Genomic DNA, 16,715 nt, shown 5'->3' on the forward strand with positions numbered 1-16,715 from the left:
ATTATTCGTTTTCTTGCTCTTGTTGAAGGTTGGCTGTAAATCCGGTCTTATTGATCGCATCCTGAAGTTCTTTTTCCGTGAGCTTCGTTTTCAAATACGAAATAGTAGCCGTTCCGCTGTCGTAGGATACCTCGGACTCAACAATTCCATCCAGTTTACCCAACTCATTTTTTACACTGGCTTCACACCCAGCGCAGGTCATGCCCTCCACATTAAAGGTTACATGTTCTACATCTTCCTCGGAAACATATTGTACTTGAGTGGGTTGAGCGTCAGAGAAAAACCAATGAGAGTAGTTTGGAAAAGCCAACAAAAGTGCCGCCACTACGGTTACGATGCCAAGAAACGATTTAGACTGGGTGAAACGGGCTTCTTCAGGATCACATTCACAGTCGATCTCTTTTGAGGGCTTCAGTTTTTGGTACCATGCAAACCCAAGTAAAAGAACAGTCAACCCAATTAAATAAGGTCGAAATGGGTCCATGAATGAAAACGTAGAGGCGATACCACTTGTGCCTGCCAGAATAGCCAGCACCGGAGTGATGCAGCAAAGGGAGGCGATAAATGCAACTCCGAGTCCCGCACCCAGCCATTTGGTATCAGAATTATTTTTCTGTTGCTTGTTCATGCGGCTAATACCTCCATAATGGTATTGTTTTCAATTTGGTTGAAAAGTGGTTTCAAAAGATCGTCATAAGGTTTTTGCAGGGAATAGAAAATGAGCTTTCCCTCTCTTCTTGAATCTAAAAGTCCGGCGTCTTTCAATTTTCGCAGGTGTTGTGATACCGCCGGTACGGTCATATCTAAAATATCGCTCAAATCGCACGGGCATAAATCTTTCTCCGTGCTCAACAAGAACAGGATTTTCAGGCGTACATCATTTCCGGCCAGTTTCAATATGTCGGATAGTTTTAAGATGGATGATTCTACCGCATGGATAGAATCAATGCAGCGGTTGATCTGGTTCAGATCGGCTACATCTCGAATACAGGATTGTTTGCTCATAGGAATTATTATTTAAGTGATTGCTTAAATATATAGTCAATGAAACGTTTAAGCAAATGATTAAATGAGGAAGTAAGTTAGGTACATACCCGTGTCTAAGGGCGGTTACTTATAAAAAAATTCGGAATTATTGAGTGAGATTATAGTATCCAAAGGCGTGATCATATATTGAATAAAGGAAACGTTGTTTATAGCCATCATTGGCAGGAAGAAATTACATTGTCTTTGAGCACTGATTTTGTTAGCCTAAGCGCCAACCAAATTGTTTATCTATGACCATTCAGGAATACGTTGATCAGTTAAATCTAAGATATAAATCAGGCATTTCGAGGGAACACAGTTATCGGGGCGATTTGCAAACGTTGCTTGGGGAGCTGTTGCCGGATCTGCTTATAACCAATGAACCCTCACGAACAGATGTTGGAGCCCCCGATTATATCCTCACTAAAGGCAAAATTCCCGTTGGATACATTGAAGCCAAAGATATAGGCGATCCGGATCTTGAGGGTATGAAGAGGAATAAGGAGCAGTTTGAACGCTATAAAACCGGTCTTCCGAATCTGATCTTTACTGATTATCTCAATTTCCGTGTATATCGGGATGGAGAATTCCTGACATCCGTTGCTATTGCTGAAATCAAAGACGGTAGCATCGTTGGGTTGACTGAGAACTACAACGAGTTTGAAAACATCATCAAAGATTTTGGGACACATGTGGGGCAAACCATCCGCAGTGCCAATAAGCTGTCGAAGATGATGGCCGGTAAAGCCCGAATCCTCGCTGATGTTATTGAAAAAGCCCTGAATGCCGATGAACAAAAGCAGAAAAACAAAGTAAACGAGACGGCTAATAATACCCTGCGGGAACAACTTGCTGCATTTCAGAATGTGCTAATTCATGATATCAGCGCTAAGGAATTTGCAGATATCTATGCACAGACCATTGCTTACGGTATGTTTGCTGCTCGATTACACGATTCGACTTTAGATACCTTTGATCGACATGAGGCAGCTGCGCTTATTCCAAAAACCAATCCTTTTCTTCGTAAGCTTTTCCAATACATAGCCGGTTATGACTTGGATGATCGTATCACATGGGTGGTAGATGGATTAGCTGATATTTTCAGAGCTACCGATGTTGATGGCCTTCTCAAGAATTTTGGCAAAGCTACTCAGCAGCAAGATCCCATCATACATTTTTATGAAACATTCCTGGCTGAATACGATCCCAAGCTTCGGAAAAGTCGCGGAGTTTGGTACACACCTGAGCCAGTGGTGAACTTCATTGTACGAGCGGTTGATGATATTCTGAAAGACGATTTTGGCCTCAAAGAAGGTTTGGCTGACACCTCCAAAACAAAAGTGAAGGTAAAAGTCCCCACTCACGACAAGCGTCACAAGGGTGGCATGGTTGAAGAAGAACGAGAAGTCCATAAAGTACAGATTTTAGACCCGGCTGCTGGGACTGGAACATTCCTCGCTGAAGTGATCAAACAAATTCATTCCAAGTTTGAAGGACAGCAAGGCATTTGGGCCACCTACGTGGAAGAACACCTGATCCCCCGCCTGAATGGATTTGAGATATTAATGGCCAGTTATGCAATGGCACACCTGAAACTGGATCTGCTGCTACGTGAAACTGGTGTCGAGCCAAGTGGTAGTGAACGGTTTAGAGTATATCTCACCAACTCCCTGGAAGAACACCACCCCGACACCGGTACTCTTTTTGCCGGGTGGCTAAGTGAAGAAGCCAATGAAGCCAACCATATCAAACGCGATACTCCGGTGATGGTGGTTTTAGGGAACCCCCCATATAGTGGTGAAAGCGCTAACAAAGGTAAGTGGATTATGAAACTAATGGAGGACTACAAAAAAGAACCGGGTGGTAAGGTGAAATTGAAAGAGCGAAACCCCAAATGGATTAACGATGATTATGTGAAATTTATTAGATATGGTCAGCATTTTATTGAAAAAAACGGGGAAGGAATTTTAGCGTTTATCAATCCTCATGGGTTTTTAAACAACCCTACTTTCAGAGGAATGAGATGGAATTTACTTAAGACCTATTCTAAAATTTATACGATTGATTTACATGGCAACTCAAATAGAAAAGAAAAGACACCTGAAGGTGGGAAAGATGAAAATGTATTCGATATTCAGCAAGGGGTGTCTATTAATATTTTTATCAAAGAAAAAGATTATTCTGAAGAGTTGGCAAAAGTATTTCATAAGGATGTCTATGGATTAAGGGAGAGCAAATATGGCTTTTTAAATGATAATGATATTTCAAGTATTGATTTTGAAGAGCTTAAAAATGTAAAACCAAATTACTTTTTTTCACTAAGTAATTATGAACTTCAGAAAGATTTCCACTCAGGAATTAAATTAACAGAATTAATGCCAACAAGTACAGTTGGAGTGGTTACATCAAGAGATGATTTTGTAATAGATTTCAACAAGAAAAAACTTATAAAAAGAATTGAAGACTTTGAAAATCTTGATTCAGATTTACTTATAAAGAAATATGGTATTAATGAGAATAAGAGTTGGACAGTTAAGGAGGCAAAAAGTGATATCGGTAATGTGTCAAATGATTTGGTGCAGAAAATAAGTTATAGACCTTTTGACGAAAGGTTTATTTATTACGATGATGCTTTGATTGAACGAAGCAGAAGAGAGGTAATGCAAAACTTTCTTAAGTATGAAAATATTGGATTGATTACAGGAAGAAGTAATAAATCCCCAACATGTGACCACTTTTATATTTCTCAGAATCTTTCAGAGGCAAAATGTGGTGAAAGAACAACCCAGTCGGCTATATTTCCTTTATATCTCTACCCCGAAGAATCCACCCAACAAACCCTCGATGGCAAACCGGATCGTACACCTAACTTAAATAAAAAGATTTTAGGTGAAATAGCGAAAAAGCTTGGACTAAAATTCACTCCGGAAAAAGAGGAAACAGAAGGCACATTTGCTCCTATTGATCTACTCGATTACATCTACGCAGTACTGCATTCCCCAAGCTACCGGGAGAAATACAAAGAGTTTCTGAAAATCGACTTTCCAAGAGTGCCTTACCCCGAAGACCCCGAGCTTTTTTGGCAACTCGTAGAACTTGGTGGAGAGCTGCGCCAAATTCACTTACTGGAGCATCCGGTTGTAGAAAAATTTATAACCACCTATCCCGTTGCAGGAAGCAATGTAATTTCCAACCGGCTTACAAAAACAGATCCGGGATTTATTCCGGAAGACGATGATGAAACTATAGGCAAGGTCTGGATTAATGATGAGCAGTACTTCGGTAAGGTTCCCAAAAAAGCCTGGGAGTTCTACATCGGCGGCTACCAACCTGCTGAAAAGTGGCTCAAAGACCGTCGGGACCGTAAATTATCTATTGATGAAATTCGTCATTATCAAAAAATCATCGTCGCCCTTATGGAGACAGATCGGTTGATGCAGGAGATTGATGAAGTGTTGGACGTTTAAAAGCTTTCCTGGAATTCTGCGGAGTTATATGAGTAAACTGGAATAAAACAGCATTTAATGCAGCTCGGTATTTAAAAAAAGACTCCCCAAAGGCGAAAATAGCTCAATTTTTTTAAACGAATCTCAAAAAGGCTCAATTAAACAGTAATTTATAAGTTTCAAATCACGAATTATTTCTAATATCCCTCACATCTTTCAAAGAAATTGACAGTAAGTATTAGTTAACGAAAGTTATTAGCCTAAATGTGGCCTAATTCAAGTGATTTGTTATAAGGAATCATTCAATAATGACTAGATACCGAAACCCGAATGTCTATTTCTTTCAAATAAATAAAGAAAAACCTATGCTAAGCTGCTAAACACTGCTAAGTTTTTTAAAAGATGGTCCGGTTTATATAAAAGAAGGGATATTGGTTTTAGCAAAGATTTAAAGAAAATGCTAAGAACTGCTAAAGTGTGCTAGAGATTTTAGCAGCTTTTAGCACCTGTTAGCAGACCTTAGCAGTTAGTTATTTGTAAATAAACGATGATTTAATGGGTGTTTTGATAGATTTTGGGTCAATCTTAGCAGTTTAGCAGAAAAAGCCCTGGATTTGTTTAAACTTTTTTGAATACTGACTATCCGAATCAATTTTTTCTAAAAACACTGGGGTTAACAGCTGATTATCTACTGTTTATTTCCATAAAAAGTAGGTAATCATAGCTATGAGTTAAGCAGAATAACTCGTTTCACTGAAGAAATAGTTGACTGTATCAATCTGAGTCGCTGGCTTCTTTTGCTCTTCCTTAGCTTCTTCAGCTTTTCGCTTTTCTATCTTATCCATTTTTCTTTTGAGGTTCTTTACCGAAAGGTGCGTGTACTTCTCGGTAACCTGCTGGCTGGAATGTCCGGCCATTAAGGAAGCCTCTGCAGTATGAAAACCATCCTCAATCCAGGTAGTGATGGCCTGATGTCTCATTCCGTGAAGGGTTCTGGTTGTAGGTACTCCGGCTAACTTCGCATAGCGCTTGAATTCGTAATACACCCGATCACCACGTACAGCTTTGCCTTTGGTTGGTCCTCCCTGATAGATAAATATGAAATCATCATTTTTTACAGAACCCCGAATTTTTAAATAATCTTCCAAATACCCACGAAGTTCTTTGCAAATTGGAATAAATCGCTCTTTTCTTCCTTTTGTCGGGCCCAGATAGATAAAGGTGAGTTCATCATCTACATATTCAAGATTTTGCCCTTTTAGTCCCGAGTATTGTAATTCAGGTGTATGACCAACTTCATGTTTACGCAATCCGGCATAGTAATAAAGAGCCAGAATAGGCTTAAACCAGTGCTGAACTTTTCTGGGGTCAAATTCCGGAAGTTTCTTTTTTCGCTCTAGTTCTTCGTCAAATTTTTCAAAAACCGACATGAGTTCTTCTTCAGAAATCATTTTTGGTCGAATACTGGATCGGACTTTGGGTAATTCTTCCCTTATCTGATCGATCAGATCTTTAGTCACAATCTTCCGTTTTTTTAAATAATACCACCAGGTTTTTAGATGTTTGAAATAAAATCCCATAGTGGCTGTTTTAATCTCTTTTCTGAGAATGACCCTTTCAAAATGCTTGAGGTGTATCCTGCGTGGATCAATTTTTTCAAGATCATTTAATTCCACAAAATATTCTAAAACTCTTTTATATGCAGCAATAGTCGCAGGTGATAAATGTTTCTTGGATTCATAAAACATATCTATCGCCTCCCGAACCGTTCGGCAGTTGTAGGGGTTTTCCACTTCTTTTAAGGCTGCAATAGGGTCAAAACTGGGATGGAATGGATCAATTTTACCGAGGCTCTCCAAGCGCTCCAGCTTCGAGATCATTTTGAGTGCTACATCCTTATGCCGGGTTTTAAGCGATTTAGTAATGGTTTGAGAAACGCCTTTTACGGAACTATGATATCGGACATAATAATAGCGGTTTCGTTTCTTGAGATATGCCATGATAAGTCTCCAAAAATGTACCCCAAAACGAACCAGATTCAAGGGAATGGAAGGGAATAAAAGTGTACAAATCATTCCCTAAAATTCGCTTACAAAAGTAAGTAAAGGGGCTTTTTTTTTAACTATTGAGGCACTTTTTGGCGTTTTCAGTACTTTAAAAACACACAAGATAAGCTTCGTACTTTCCGCCTTATGAGTCGACTGCTCTAACCAACTGAGCTACGGGCCCATGGAGTTGGTCTCTTTTTAAGAGGGTCGCAAATTTACAAGGTTTCCCCGCCAGATAAAAGCCTTTTTTACTTTTTTGGCAGCCTTTATTCAGGCCGCATGGTCAGCAATGGTTTCTCAAGATGTTGCGCTACAATTCCGGTGGTGGAACCTAATAGAACACGAGCTATACCTGTCCGGCCGTGTGTACTCATCACCACTAAGTCGGCATTCTCATTGGCATAATCGTAAATCTCTGAATGAGCAGAAAATCCTTTCTTCACAAGGCTTACCACTCGTACAGATTCGCTTTTTTTATTCTCTTTTCGGGTCATCATATCTTCAAAATCAGTACCTGTTGATTTTATACTCAGTCCCAGTTCAGGATGTTTTCCAAAATAACCCTGAATATTCTTAATTAGTGCTTTATATACCGATTCATCATCTTCAATGGTCATTGGCAGCACTTCCATTCCCAAAGTATAGGGCTCAATAATATGCATAAGTGTGATTCGTGCATCGAAAGCAAGCGCCATTTCGAATGCTTCGGCCAAAGGAGTTGCCGATTCATCAGAACCGTCAACCGGAACCAATATTTCATTGATACCCTTTTTATCGAATGCTTTATTCAGACTTAAGACCGGTTTTTCGGAATATCGTATCACTTTCTCGGTGATGTTACTTCGGGCATCTTTGGTCTCATGTTTACCCTTATTCGCCATAATGATAAGATCATACTGGCTGTTTTTCGCTTGTTCTGCGATCACATGTGAGGGTTTTCGGCCCACTAAATTGATTAACTGACCCCGGTGCTCTTTGGGAAGATATTTTTCTGCGATCTCATGCATTTTTTCGTTGGAAGCTTTCAGCACTTTGGGATACAGATCTTTCTCCATGTCGAATGGAACGCCAAGATGTTCCATACTTTCATCATAATAACTCATTAATGGTATTACGTGGATCAGATCCACGGTACTGTCATACAGCTCCACAAACCTGGCAGCCATTTTTACAGCCTCTAAAGATGCTTCCGAAAAATCAGTGGGAACTAAGATGTGACGCGCTTTCATAACAACCTCCTCTGTTATTAGTTGTTTATGCGATCTTAACAAAAAACTGTGAAGGTTGAATGAAGAATTTTAGCGTTACTTTTTGTGAGGCATAGCCCCATCCTGCTTAAAGCATTACATTTCTGAAAACAGAGATCCCAAGTCTGTTCTCTATTTCTTCAACTCCGGCTTGATCGTGACTTGAGGAATTTCAAGATGTTGTATCACCTGTTCAGCTGTTGAGCCGAGTAACATCCTGGAAAGTCCTGTTCGTCCGTGTGTACTCATCACCAGCAGATCTGCATGTTCATTCCCATAATCGATGATCTCGTGGTGAGCTGCAACCGACTTCAGAATCACCGTTTTGAAATCCAGTGTCTGTTCTTCTCCATCCACCGTATGAATCAGTTTATCCTGAAACTGTTTCTCTCCATCTTCAACCCGAAAATCATGCTCTTTAAAATCCTTGAAAAAAGACCTCAGCCGGCCTTTAAGTCCGCCATATACTGCTTCTTCATCAATACCGATTGACATGGGCTCAACACCATGCACATCATGCGCGTACATTTCGATCACATTTAGAATCTCCAGCTTGGCACCAAACTTAAAAGCGAGATCAAATGCCATCGGAATGGCTGCCAGGGAATGATTGGAAAAATCACAAGGAACTACGATGGTGTTGATCTTATCGGATTTCATTTTCTCCGAAAGCGTCAATACAGGAGTTTTAGACCTTCGAATGACTTTATCAGTTGCACTACCATGAAAGAATTCACCCACATGTGACCCTTTTGCACTCATCATCACCAAGTCATATTTACCTTTCTCAATTTGTGAAAGAATGGAATCGGAGGGCTTTCGGTCAATGGTGACGATATACTCTCCCCTTTTCTCTTTTTTCTTGATATGCTTATTGGCGAAAGCAGAGAGTTCTTTTCGCTGGTTTTCGATCAGCTTGGGATAGATGTCCCTGTCCATACTCAGAGGCACTCCAATTTTGTCAAAACTATCCCCAAGATATTTTGAAAGCGGGATCACATGCATCAGATCTACCGTACAATCGAAGCTTTCGATAAACAGATCGGCTGACTCAAGCGCCACATTACTCTCTTCTGATAGATCGGTGGGAATTAGAATTCGTTTGACGTCCATGGCTTCTCCTCAATTTGATTTATAACCTATTATTTAAAATAAGTTAATGGACGATAATGTTCCATTCCCCAATAAAAAATAATTTAACCCAATTTAAGGGATTTGAGAAGGATCACTTGTCTCTCAGCCGCTCCAATCCCCCTACCATAATCATTCCAACAATTATTCCGGCTACTCCGCCCCAAACGTTGGGATGATCCGCTTTTTTGGCTCCAATCCAGCCGGGAATATATGGTTCAGATTTGATCAGTTTGTTTTTGACCGTCTCAATTTCAACCTGCTTCATCTCATCAAAATTGGATTCAGCATTTCGGATCTTTCCTATACGTTCATATTCCGGAAGATTTGTACTCTGTGGGTTTTCCATTAATTCCTGAGCCCGGGGATCGGTCATGTACACGACCTCTGTTTCCCGTACCTGTTCTACGAACTCTCTGTGCTGATAAGGCCAAATCACATATAAAGAACCTATCAGGAAACCGATCAATACCGCTATGGTTTGCGAATGATATTTGGATAACAGCCAGGATAAAAACCGTGAGAAAGCGGCTAATCCTACAATGGCACCAAGTATAAAAGGCAACAAGCCTATTAGTCCGTCTACAGTTTCAACTCCTCCCAGCTTGCCGATCTGCGAAAGCAGGTAATCATACTTACGCATGATAAGTAACAGGTATGAACCGGAAATTCCCGGTAAAATCATGGCGCAAATAGCTATGCTTCCACTTAAAAACACAAAAGCGGGGTGTTCCGGTGTATCTGTTGGCACCAAAGAGACGATCCATATGCCAAATGCTATCCCTATGAGCAACATCAAAAACTCTATTTTTGAAAAGCGTTTCAATGTTTTGATCAGGATATAAATGGAGCCTACGATCAAGCCAAAAAACAGGCCATAGACGATCTCAGGATGGGTAAACATATATACCTGCAAGGGTACTACTTTTGTAAAAAAAGCCAGTGCAGAAAATATACCCGCAAACAAAGTGACCAGGAAAAAAATATGCATTTCCTGAAAGGCTTCTTTCCACTTCAAGGAAAAGAAAAGCTTAAGAAACCGTCCGTTTACACTTTTGATGGCATTCAACAGTCGTTCATAAATACCTACGATCAAAGCCATGGTGCCACCGCTAACGCCCGGCACAATATCCGCCGATCCCATCAAAAACCCTTTGAGGGCTAAAAACGGAGCTTCTTTAAATGTGGTGGTATCTTTTGGGGAGGTTGATTTTTTTGGATCAGCCACTATGATTCTCCCCATCCCTTTTCGCCGATGAGGGGTACAAATTTAAAATCGGCCAATTCTTCTCGATCATATTCATTTTCTGAAACTCGTGTAATACGCAACATCATTTGTTTTTCATCATTTCCAACCGGGATCACTAATCGTCCGCCAATAGCTAATTGTTGCACCAGATCATCCGGAACCACCGGGGCGCCGGCCGTTACTACAATGCCATCGTAGGGTGCATAAGTGGACCAGCCAAGGGTTCCGTCGCCTACTTTCAGCATGGCCCGGTATCCCAATTCATGCAGCGATTCTTTTGCTCTGTGATATAATTCCTTATGCCGTTCCACACTGTAAACTTCGGCTCCCAATTCACATAAAACCATACATTGATAGCCAGAACCGGTCCCAATTTCCAATACTTTATCTCCACGATCTATCCCCAATAATTCGGTTTGAGCCGCTACGGTAAAAGGCTGAGAGATCGTCTGCCCCATCCCAATTGGAAGCGCAGTATCATTGTATGCCTTGGAATGCAGGGCTGTGTCGATGAGCCGGTGTCGGGGTATTTTTCCTATGGCCTGAAGTACCTGTTCATCTTCAATGCCCTTTTTGCGGAGCTGCTCCACCAACTGCCTTCGCGGCCTTACAAATCTACGATCGTCCTGCACCTTTTTTTGATTAAATCCCGGTTCTGTTGAAGGATTAAGTATAGGCATTTCGTTCAAAAAATGAGGGTAGAATTTGATTCTTATGGATCTAATTTTTTAGCATGGATATTGATAAGAAAGCGGAGGCGCCGCCTTATTTGGCAAAACTCCTGAAGGCGTAGCCTTTGGAGATCTTTAGAACCGGAGAAGTTTATTTTTTTATCAAAGGCAGCTTTGTATTTTTGAGATGACCTAATCATCAACACGACCTATGATCTTAGCTTTCTTGGAAACTCTCAAATGGGGTATCGATCCCGTTATATTTGAACTCGGTCCGCTTGCCCCACGCTGGTATGGACTATTATTTGCCGGAGCTTTTGTTTCGGGCTATATGTTTGGGGTAAGAATGTGGAAAGATTCCGGACGAAAGGTTGAGGAGATGGAAAGCGTGCTAACCTGGATCTTGGTCGCCACGGTAATTGGAGCCCGCCTGGGCCACGTGATCTTTTATGATCCCTCCTATTACCTGCGTAACCTTGGCGAAGTTCTCGCTATCTGGAAAGGGGGACTCGCAAGCCATGGGGCTGCGATTGGGATCATCATCGCTATGTATTATCTCGCGAAGAAACATGCGAATATGAGTTTTTGGTGGTTAGCCGATCGTGTTGTGATTCCGACTGCGGTTGGGGGAGCTTTCATCAGAACGGGGAATTTTTTCAATTCCGAGATCTACGGCCACGAGACGGATTCTGTTTTTGGTGTCATTTTTACCAATCTGCCCGGACCCATGGGTATGGTGCCGCGGCATCCAACCATGCTGTATGAAGCGGTGTTATGTATCGCCGTTTTTGCCGTGCTTTGGTTTATCTACAAAAAATATAAAGCACATCCTCCGGAAGGTTCTTTGTTTGGAACATTCCTTATTTTACTGTTCACCGGCCGTTTTTTCCTGGAGTACACTAAGATCCCACAAGCTAATTTTGCCAGCGACTGGATGTTCAACATGGGACAATTACTGAGTATCCCTATGGTTTTGATCGGAATTTATATTGTCGTGAAGATGGTGGATTGGAGAAAGCCGGGGCCTGACGCTTCTATTTAATTCCATTCTAAATTTGTCGGAAAGGTAGCTAAAACCTTGTAAGGCAGGTATATTCATCGCTCAATAAACCAAGCGTATGGAATTTTTATCCTCGACCGTATTTTTAGTATTTGCATATGCCCTGCTAACGGCTGTAGCTACCGGTATAGGAGCAATACCTTTTTTCTTCATCAAAGATATTTCCCCCTCCCTTTTAGGGAAATCAAATGCAGCTGCTTCGGGCCTGATGCTTGCTGCCAGTTTCAGCCTTATCATGGAAGGGTACAACATTGATCAGTGGATGACCTTAGCCGGAATGTTGGCCGGTGTGATCATTATCATCCTTGCCAACAATTGGATGGAAGGTCGCTCGGAGGTTAAGATCACAGACGTAGCCAGTGGCAAACGAATGGCTATGATAATGTTTCTGGGTATCATGACCGTGCATTCCTTTGCTGAAGGTGTGAGCGTTGGTGTGTCTTTTGCCAGCACCATGGAATTCGGGATATTTATTGCTATTGCAATCGCCGTTCATAACATCCCGGAAGGCCTGGCCATCAGCTTGGTGATGGTGCCCCAGGGTACCTCTCCCCTCAAAGCTGTTTGGTGGAGTATTTTTTCCAGTTTACCACAACCTATTATGGCTGTTCCTGCCTTTTTATTCGTTGAAGTTTTCAGGCAATACCTGCCTTTTGGATTGGGGCTTGCAGCCGGGGCCATGATATGGATGGTTTTTGCTGATTTGATCCCTGAAGCTTTGGAAAAGTGTGAACCCAAAAAAGTAGGCCTTTGGGTTACCCTTGCCATTTTAGCTATGAGTGCATTTCAGATCTTGATTGGGCACTAATCGCTCCTACGCAGAGCATAGGAGCGAGCTGCTTTAAGACAGCGTTTCAGAGCCACTTATTCTTAGATCATTAAATTTGAAGTTTGAATCAATTTGAACCGGGCTTCCCATTTTTGAGCATGGAGTCCAGCTTTTCGCCACCTCGAATTCCAAAATCCAGGGTAGTGATGGGATATGGGATCATGATGTCGTTCTCATCAAAGGCTTTTTTGAGTGTGATCATAGCCTCACTTCTTGCTCCAAGATATTGCGGAAGGGTATTGAACTTGATCCAAAACCGAAGCTTGAAATCTACCGAGCTTCCACCAAAAGAATCATAATACAATTCCACGTCTCTGGATTGATCCCGATGTTCTAAATCTTCGATGGCTTCAATAGCAACTTTTCGGGCTTTCTCAAGATCATCCCCATAAGATACCCCACAACTTAGGTCAATTCGTCTCATTCCTGTTTTGGTGAAATTAGTGAAGGGATTTTCATAAACCGATTTATTGGGAACATATACGATCTGTCCTTGCGGTGTTCGAATCACTGTATTTCTAAGGTTTAGTTTTTCAACAGTTCCAAAATATCCGTTTGTATCGATGATATCCCCGATCCCAAAAGGATGCCGAACTGAAAGCAATACTCCTGAGATAAAATTCGAGGCAATATCCTGAAAGGCAAAACCTAAGGCCAAACCTATGATACCTGCACCGGCAAGCAGACTGGTAACGGCTCCATCCAAATTTAAAATACTGAGGGCAAAGAATATTCCTGTTGCAAGCACCAATACCCCAATAATAGTCTGGATTAATCCGGTTACTGTTTTGTTGGAGGTTACCCTATTCAACACCCGGCCTACTGTTTTCTTGATAAACTTTGCAAGAGCATAAAAGATGACCATTACCAAAAGTGCCATTGCAAGATTGGGCAGCATCTCGATGGCAGTAGTAATCCAGCCTTCTAATTTTCCAACTACGGTATCATAAATATTATTTAGTTCCATAACTCCTTATGTTTCATTTCTGATTATATCTTCTACAAAAGTTTTAGCTCGTGTATTGTTCCATTTATTTTTGTAAGTAATTATTTATCAGCAATCTGATTCCTCATGTTCATTCTATTTATCCCATTATTGATTTATGCCGCGTCATAAGATCTATCAAAAAAAGCATATTCAGGTGGATGGCCTCTGCATCGAGGTTCTTCGAAAGAATGTGAAAAACTTAAATCTCAGGGTTTATCCTGCCGAGCATACCATTCGGATTTCTGTACCGCGACGAACCCCGGATGAGATCGTACGAAGTTTTATTGAAGACAAGCTTCCCTGGATTCGCAAGCATTTAGCTAAAAAAAACAGCAGAAAACCTCCCCAAAAAAACCTTCAATACACCACCGGTGAAAAGCTTCTTGTTTGGGGGGATGAATATGAACTTCAAGTAAACGAAATAAACAGCCCACCAAAAGTAAACGTAACGGAGCAGGTTGTTCACCTGAAGGTCAGGCCCGGCACCAATTTAAATAAGAGAGCAATGGTGCTTAAGGAATGGTACAGGACGCAATTGAAAGAAGAAATTCCGAAGCTGATCGAAAAGTGGGAACCGATCATGAAGGTATCAGTCCGGGAATTTGGAGTGAAGGATATGAAAACAAGATGGGGAACCTGCAACATCCGGGCAAAACGAATATGGCTGAATCTTCAACTGGCAAAAAAACGACCCGAGCTGCTTGAATATGTGGTTGTCCATGAAATGACTCACCTGCACGAACGCCTTCATAACAAACGATTTTATGGGCTGATGACGAAATTCCTTCCTGATTGGAAAGCATTACAGGATGAGTTGAATGGAAGAAGTTCAATGAGATCTTGCTAAAAAATTTATTCTTTCCCCGAAAGCTTTCAGTAGATCTGTCATCTAAGTAAATGAACACCAACTTAGACGGAGAGGAATCTCATGACAACAACTATTCGATCATTTACCATTCTACTTGTACTGTTTGCATTTACTGCCAATGTAAATGCACAACAACGATTTAATCGGGCTGACCGACCCGGATTCAATCAAGGTCAGTGTGCACAAATGTCCGGAACCCAAAATGCTCCGCAGCATACCCGCTTAATGGCGATGTTAGATCTCACCGAAGAGCAAGAAGAAGGAATTAACACGATACATCTCAACGGACAAAAAGAGATGTTGGAGCTTCGAACTACTCTTCAGCAAAAACGTGCAGAGCTTCGTACACTTTCAGTCGGTAATAATTACGATGCCGCTAAAGTGTCGCAGTTAGCCAATGAGATTGGAAGCCTGCAAGCCCAAATGATCACAAAACGAGCAACACATCAGCAACAGATCAAACAGCTTCTTAATGAGGAGCAACGCATCAAATTTGACAATTTCCACGTGAACCAAGGCCAGAGAATGGGTAACAAACGCAATGGTGGGTGGAATCAATAAGCAAGGTTTAATGTAGCTTGAGACCAAAATGCAGGGAGTAGCATCTCTGCATTTTATTTAAGTATTGGACTAAGTATAATGTCATTCGTATCCCAAACAGTATTAACCCAAACTGCCGGTGCCATCGAGGACTCAGAACTCCTAAAGCAGCTTCAACAAGGTGATGAGGCTGCTTTCAAACACTTGGTAAATAAGTATAAAGACCGGGTCTATAACACCTGTTTGGGATTTTTGCGGAATCCTCATGATGCTGAAGATGTATCACAGGAAGTATTCATAAAGATCCATCATTCGATTGCTGATTTCAGAGAAGAAGCATCTCTGTCTACCTGGATATACAGAATTGCTGTTACCAAATCACTGGAATTGATCCGATACAGAAAAAGGGGAAAGCGTTCAGGATTTTTTAAAGCCCTAAATTCTTTTTTCAATGAGCCGGATGAGGCGATGGATGAATCCGGTTTTATGCACCCCGGTATTCAGCTGGAAAATAAAGAAAGAGCCCGGGTGCTTTTTGGAGAGATCGACAAGCTTTCGGAAAAGCAACGAACAGCCTTTACATTACAAAAAGTGGAAGGATTGAGTTATCAGGAAGTGGCAACTATAATGGAAATGACCGTGCCCGCAGTAGAATCTTTGATCCATCGCGCTAAAGAAAATCTAAAAAAGCAGCTTTATGAATTTTATCAACAAAATGAACTGGACTGAGCTATGAAAAACAAAGATCACATAGACCACGAAGTACAGAAGACCTTAGAGTCGCTGGATAACATGGAACGAGCTAAAACAGATGCTTTTTTTTATAGTCGGGTGCAATCAAAATTGCAACATGAAACACTACAAACTGCTTCTTCACCGGGATTGGGATTTGCTTTTTCTGTAGCTGCGGTAATTCTGATCATCATCCTGAATATATCCACTATACTGATCGGCAGCACTGTTTCTGGCGAAGATGCCCAGTCTTCATCCAACTACCCCGCAGAAACTTTTGAAGAATACCGGGTTTTTGACCTGAATTATTACAACCAACTTGAGGACAATTAACATGGATCTTGAGAAGAAATATAAATGGACACTCACCGGCTTCATCATCATGGTGATTCTAAATATTGGAATTCTGATCACTTTATGGGTAAATGCACCGGAAAACCGGCCCTGGAGAACCGGCCGTGAATCCCAAAAAGAGATGCATTCATTTTTCTTTGAACAGCTCCAACTGTCAGATGCCCAAATGGATACTATATCTGCAATAAGGCAAAGTCATTTCAAGGAAATGCGATTGTTACGTAAAGAACTGGATGATAAACGTCGGGATTATATTGAGTTTGTTCTGGGACCAGACTCCGGCAATAAGGAGGTTCGGGATTCTTTGTTAAATGTGCTGACTATTCACTTTTCGAAGATGGAAAGCAAAATGTATTCACATATGGAACAAATGCGCCGGTCATTATCTGAGGATCAGCAAGCAACTTTTCGTGAAGTGATGAAGCAGTCGCTAACAAGAGAACAGCAACATGAGAGGCGACGCCAAAATCACCGTTAATGGATATGTACAAGATTCGAAGTTCGGTCGGTAATTCCGTATCTTTTG

The 16,715-nt window shown here is 41.3% G+C and carries 16 protein-coding genes; 8 read left to right on the forward strand and 8 right to left on the reverse strand.

All coding sequences use genetic code 11. The features are described 5' to 3' along the window. Position 1: 1 nt before the first annotated feature. A complete protein-coding gene (merTP, locus tag B151_RS0112460) occupies positions 2-628 on the reverse strand; it encodes a mercuric transport protein MerTP (RefSeq protein ID WP_020403977.1) in 627 nt (208 codons plus the stop codon). Beyond that, entirely contained in the window at positions 625-1,005 is a 381-nt protein-coding gene (locus B151_RS0112465) for an ArsR/SmtB family transcription factor (RefSeq protein ID WP_020403978.1), read from the reverse strand. Before B151_RS0112465 ends, merTP begins: the two co-directional genes overlap by 4 nt. A gap of 272 nt (positions 1,006-1,277) precedes the next feature. Here B151_RS0112465 and B151_RS0112470 point away from each other — a divergent pair, with 272 nt between their 5' ends. After that, on the forward strand, positions 1,278-4,493 hold the full coding sequence (locus B151_RS0112470) for a type ISP restriction/modification enzyme (RefSeq protein ID WP_020403979.1): 3,216 nt from the start codon (positions 1,278-1,280) through the stop codon (positions 4,491-4,493). 710 nt (positions 4,494-5,203) lie between these two features. Here B151_RS0112470 and B151_RS0112475 read toward each other — a convergent pair. The 5 genes from B151_RS0112475 to B151_RS0112495 all read right to left on the reverse strand — a co-directional run bounded on the left by B151_RS0112475 (position 5,204) and on the right by B151_RS0112495 (position 10,827). After that, positions 5,204-6,472: a tyrosine-type recombinase/integrase gene (locus tag B151_RS0112475; protein WP_157470983.1), complete on the reverse strand. Its 1,269-nt coding sequence runs from the start codon at positions 6,470-6,472 to the stop codon at positions 5,204-5,206. A gap of 314 nt (positions 6,473-6,786) precedes the next feature. After that, positions 6,787-7,749 (reverse strand): universal stress protein, encoded by a 963-nt coding sequence (locus tag B151_RS0112480; protein ID WP_020403981.1) that lies wholly within the window; start codon positions 7,747-7,749, stop codon positions 6,787-6,789. Positions 7,750-7,899: 150 nt separating this feature from the next. Further along, on the reverse strand, positions 7,900-8,880 hold the full coding sequence (locus B151_RS18710) for a universal stress protein (protein WP_020403982.1): 981 nt from the start codon (positions 8,878-8,880) through the stop codon (positions 7,900-7,902). A 112-nt stretch (positions 8,881-8,992) separates the two neighbouring features. Continuing rightward, positions 8,993-10,141, reverse strand: a complete 1,149-nt coding sequence (locus tag B151_RS0112490) for a DUF368 domain-containing protein (protein WP_020403983.1) — start codon at positions 10,139-10,141, stop codon at positions 8,993-8,995. Beyond that, entirely contained in the window at positions 10,126-10,827 is a 702-nt protein-coding gene (locus B151_RS0112495; RefSeq protein WP_020403984.1) for a protein-L-isoaspartate(D-aspartate) O-methyltransferase, read from the reverse strand. Before B151_RS0112495 ends, B151_RS0112490 begins: the two co-directional genes overlap by 16 nt. A 202-nt stretch (positions 10,828-11,029) precedes the next feature. Here B151_RS0112495 and lgt point away from each other — a divergent pair, with 202 nt between their 5' ends. Both lgt and B151_RS0112505 read left to right on the forward strand, forming a co-directional pair. Next, the gene (gene lgt / locus B151_RS18715) at positions 11,030-11,860 is read left to right on the forward strand and encodes a prolipoprotein diacylglyceryl transferase (RefSeq protein WP_020403985.1); all 831 of its coding nucleotides are present in this window, start codon (positions 11,030-11,032) and stop codon (positions 11,858-11,860) included. A 76-nt stretch (positions 11,861-11,936) separates the two neighbouring features. Continuing rightward, positions 11,937-12,686 (forward strand): ZIP family metal transporter, encoded by a 750-nt coding sequence (locus B151_RS0112505; RefSeq protein ID WP_020403986.1) that lies wholly within the window; start codon positions 11,937-11,939, stop codon positions 12,684-12,686. A gap of 88 nt (positions 12,687-12,774) precedes the next feature. Here B151_RS0112505 and B151_RS0112510 read toward each other — a convergent pair whose 3' ends face one another. Then, on the reverse strand, positions 12,775-13,674 hold the full coding sequence (locus tag B151_RS0112510; protein WP_020403987.1) for a mechanosensitive ion channel family protein: 900 nt from the start codon (positions 13,672-13,674) through the stop codon (positions 12,775-12,777). A 136-nt stretch (positions 13,675-13,810) separates the two neighbouring features. On the opposite strand from B151_RS0112510, the gene B151_RS0112515 reads away from it, so the two are divergent. The 5 genes from B151_RS0112515 (at position 13,811) to B151_RS0112535 (ending at position 16,667) form a co-directional block, all read left to right on the forward strand. Continuing rightward, complete coding sequence (locus tag B151_RS0112515) at positions 13,811-14,542, forward strand: M48 family metallopeptidase (RefSeq protein WP_040517017.1); 732 nt, start codon at positions 13,811-13,813, stop codon at positions 14,540-14,542. A gap of 81 nt (positions 14,543-14,623) precedes the next feature. Then, entirely contained in the window at positions 14,624-15,124 is a 501-nt protein-coding gene (locus B151_RS0112520; RefSeq protein WP_020403989.1) for a Spy/CpxP family protein refolding chaperone, read from the forward strand. 78 nt (positions 15,125-15,202) lie between these two features. Continuing rightward, on the forward strand, positions 15,203-15,832 hold the full coding sequence (locus B151_RS0112525) for an RNA polymerase sigma factor (RefSeq protein ID WP_020403990.1): 630 nt from the start codon (positions 15,203-15,205) through the stop codon (positions 15,830-15,832). A 3-nt stretch (positions 15,833-15,835) separates the two neighbouring features. Beyond that, entirely contained in the window at positions 15,836-16,168 is a 333-nt protein-coding gene (locus B151_RS0112530) for a hypothetical protein (RefSeq protein ID WP_020403991.1), read from the forward strand. Beyond that, positions 16,155-16,667, forward strand: coding sequence for a Spy/CpxP family protein refolding chaperone (locus B151_RS0112535; RefSeq protein ID WP_157470985.1), 513 nt, complete (start codon positions 16,155-16,157; stop codon positions 16,665-16,667). The genes B151_RS0112530 and B151_RS0112535 overlap by 14 nt, the downstream gene beginning before the upstream one ends. Positions 16,668-16,715 lie beyond the last annotated feature (48 nt).

Origin of the sequence: Gracilimonas tropica DSM 19535 (genome assembly GCF_000375425.1) — a bacterium.
GTDB classification, from domain to species: domain Bacteria; phylum Bacteroidota; class Rhodothermia; order Balneolales; family Balneolaceae; genus Gracilimonas; species Gracilimonas tropica.

Coding starts and splice junctions, on each gene's coding strand:
- merTP (WP_020403977.1), bottom strand. CDS start 628: ATGAACAAGCAACAGAAAAATAATTCTGATACCAAATGGCTGGGTGCG.
- B151_RS0112465 (WP_020403978.1), bottom strand. CDS start 1,005: ATGAGCAAACAATCCTGTATTCGAGATGTAGCCGATCTGAACCAGATC.
- B151_RS0112470 (WP_020403979.1), top strand. CDS start 1,278: ATGACCATTCAGGAATACGTTGATCAGTTAAATCTAAGATATAAATCA.
- B151_RS0112475 (WP_157470983.1), bottom strand. CDS start 6,472: ATGGCATATCTCAAGAAACGAAACCGCTATTATTATGTCCGATATCAT.
- B151_RS0112480 (WP_020403981.1), bottom strand. CDS start 7,749: ATGAAAGCGCGTCACATCTTAGTTCCCACTGATTTTTCGGAAGCATCT.
- B151_RS18710 (WP_020403982.1), bottom strand. CDS start 8,880: ATGGACGTCAAACGAATTCTAATTCCCACCGATCTATCAGAAGAGAGT.
- B151_RS0112490 (WP_020403983.1), bottom strand. CDS start 10,141: ATGGGGAGAATCATAGTGGCTGATCCAAAAAAATCAACCTCCCCAAAA.
- B151_RS0112495 (WP_020403984.1), bottom strand. CDS start 10,827: ATGCCTATACTTAATCCTTCAACAGAACCGGGATTTAATCAAAAAAAG.
- lgt (WP_020403985.1), top strand. CDS start 11,030: ATGATCTTAGCTTTCTTGGAAACTCTCAAATGGGGTATCGATCCCGTT.
- B151_RS0112505 (WP_020403986.1), top strand. CDS start 11,937: ATGGAATTTTTATCCTCGACCGTATTTTTAGTATTTGCATATGCCCTG.
- B151_RS0112510 (WP_020403987.1), bottom strand. CDS start 13,674: ATGGAACTAAATAATATTTATGATACCGTAGTTGGAAAATTAGAAGGC.
- B151_RS0112515 (WP_040517017.1), top strand. CDS start 13,811: ATGCCGCGTCATAAGATCTATCAAAAAAAGCATATTCAGGTGGATGGC.
- B151_RS0112520 (WP_020403989.1), top strand. CDS start 14,624: ATGACAACAACTATTCGATCATTTACCATTCTACTTGTACTGTTTGCA.
- B151_RS0112525 (WP_020403990.1), top strand. CDS start 15,203: ATGTCATTCGTATCCCAAACAGTATTAACCCAAACTGCCGGTGCCATC.
- B151_RS0112530 (WP_020403991.1), top strand. CDS start 15,836: ATGAAAAACAAAGATCACATAGACCACGAAGTACAGAAGACCTTAGAG.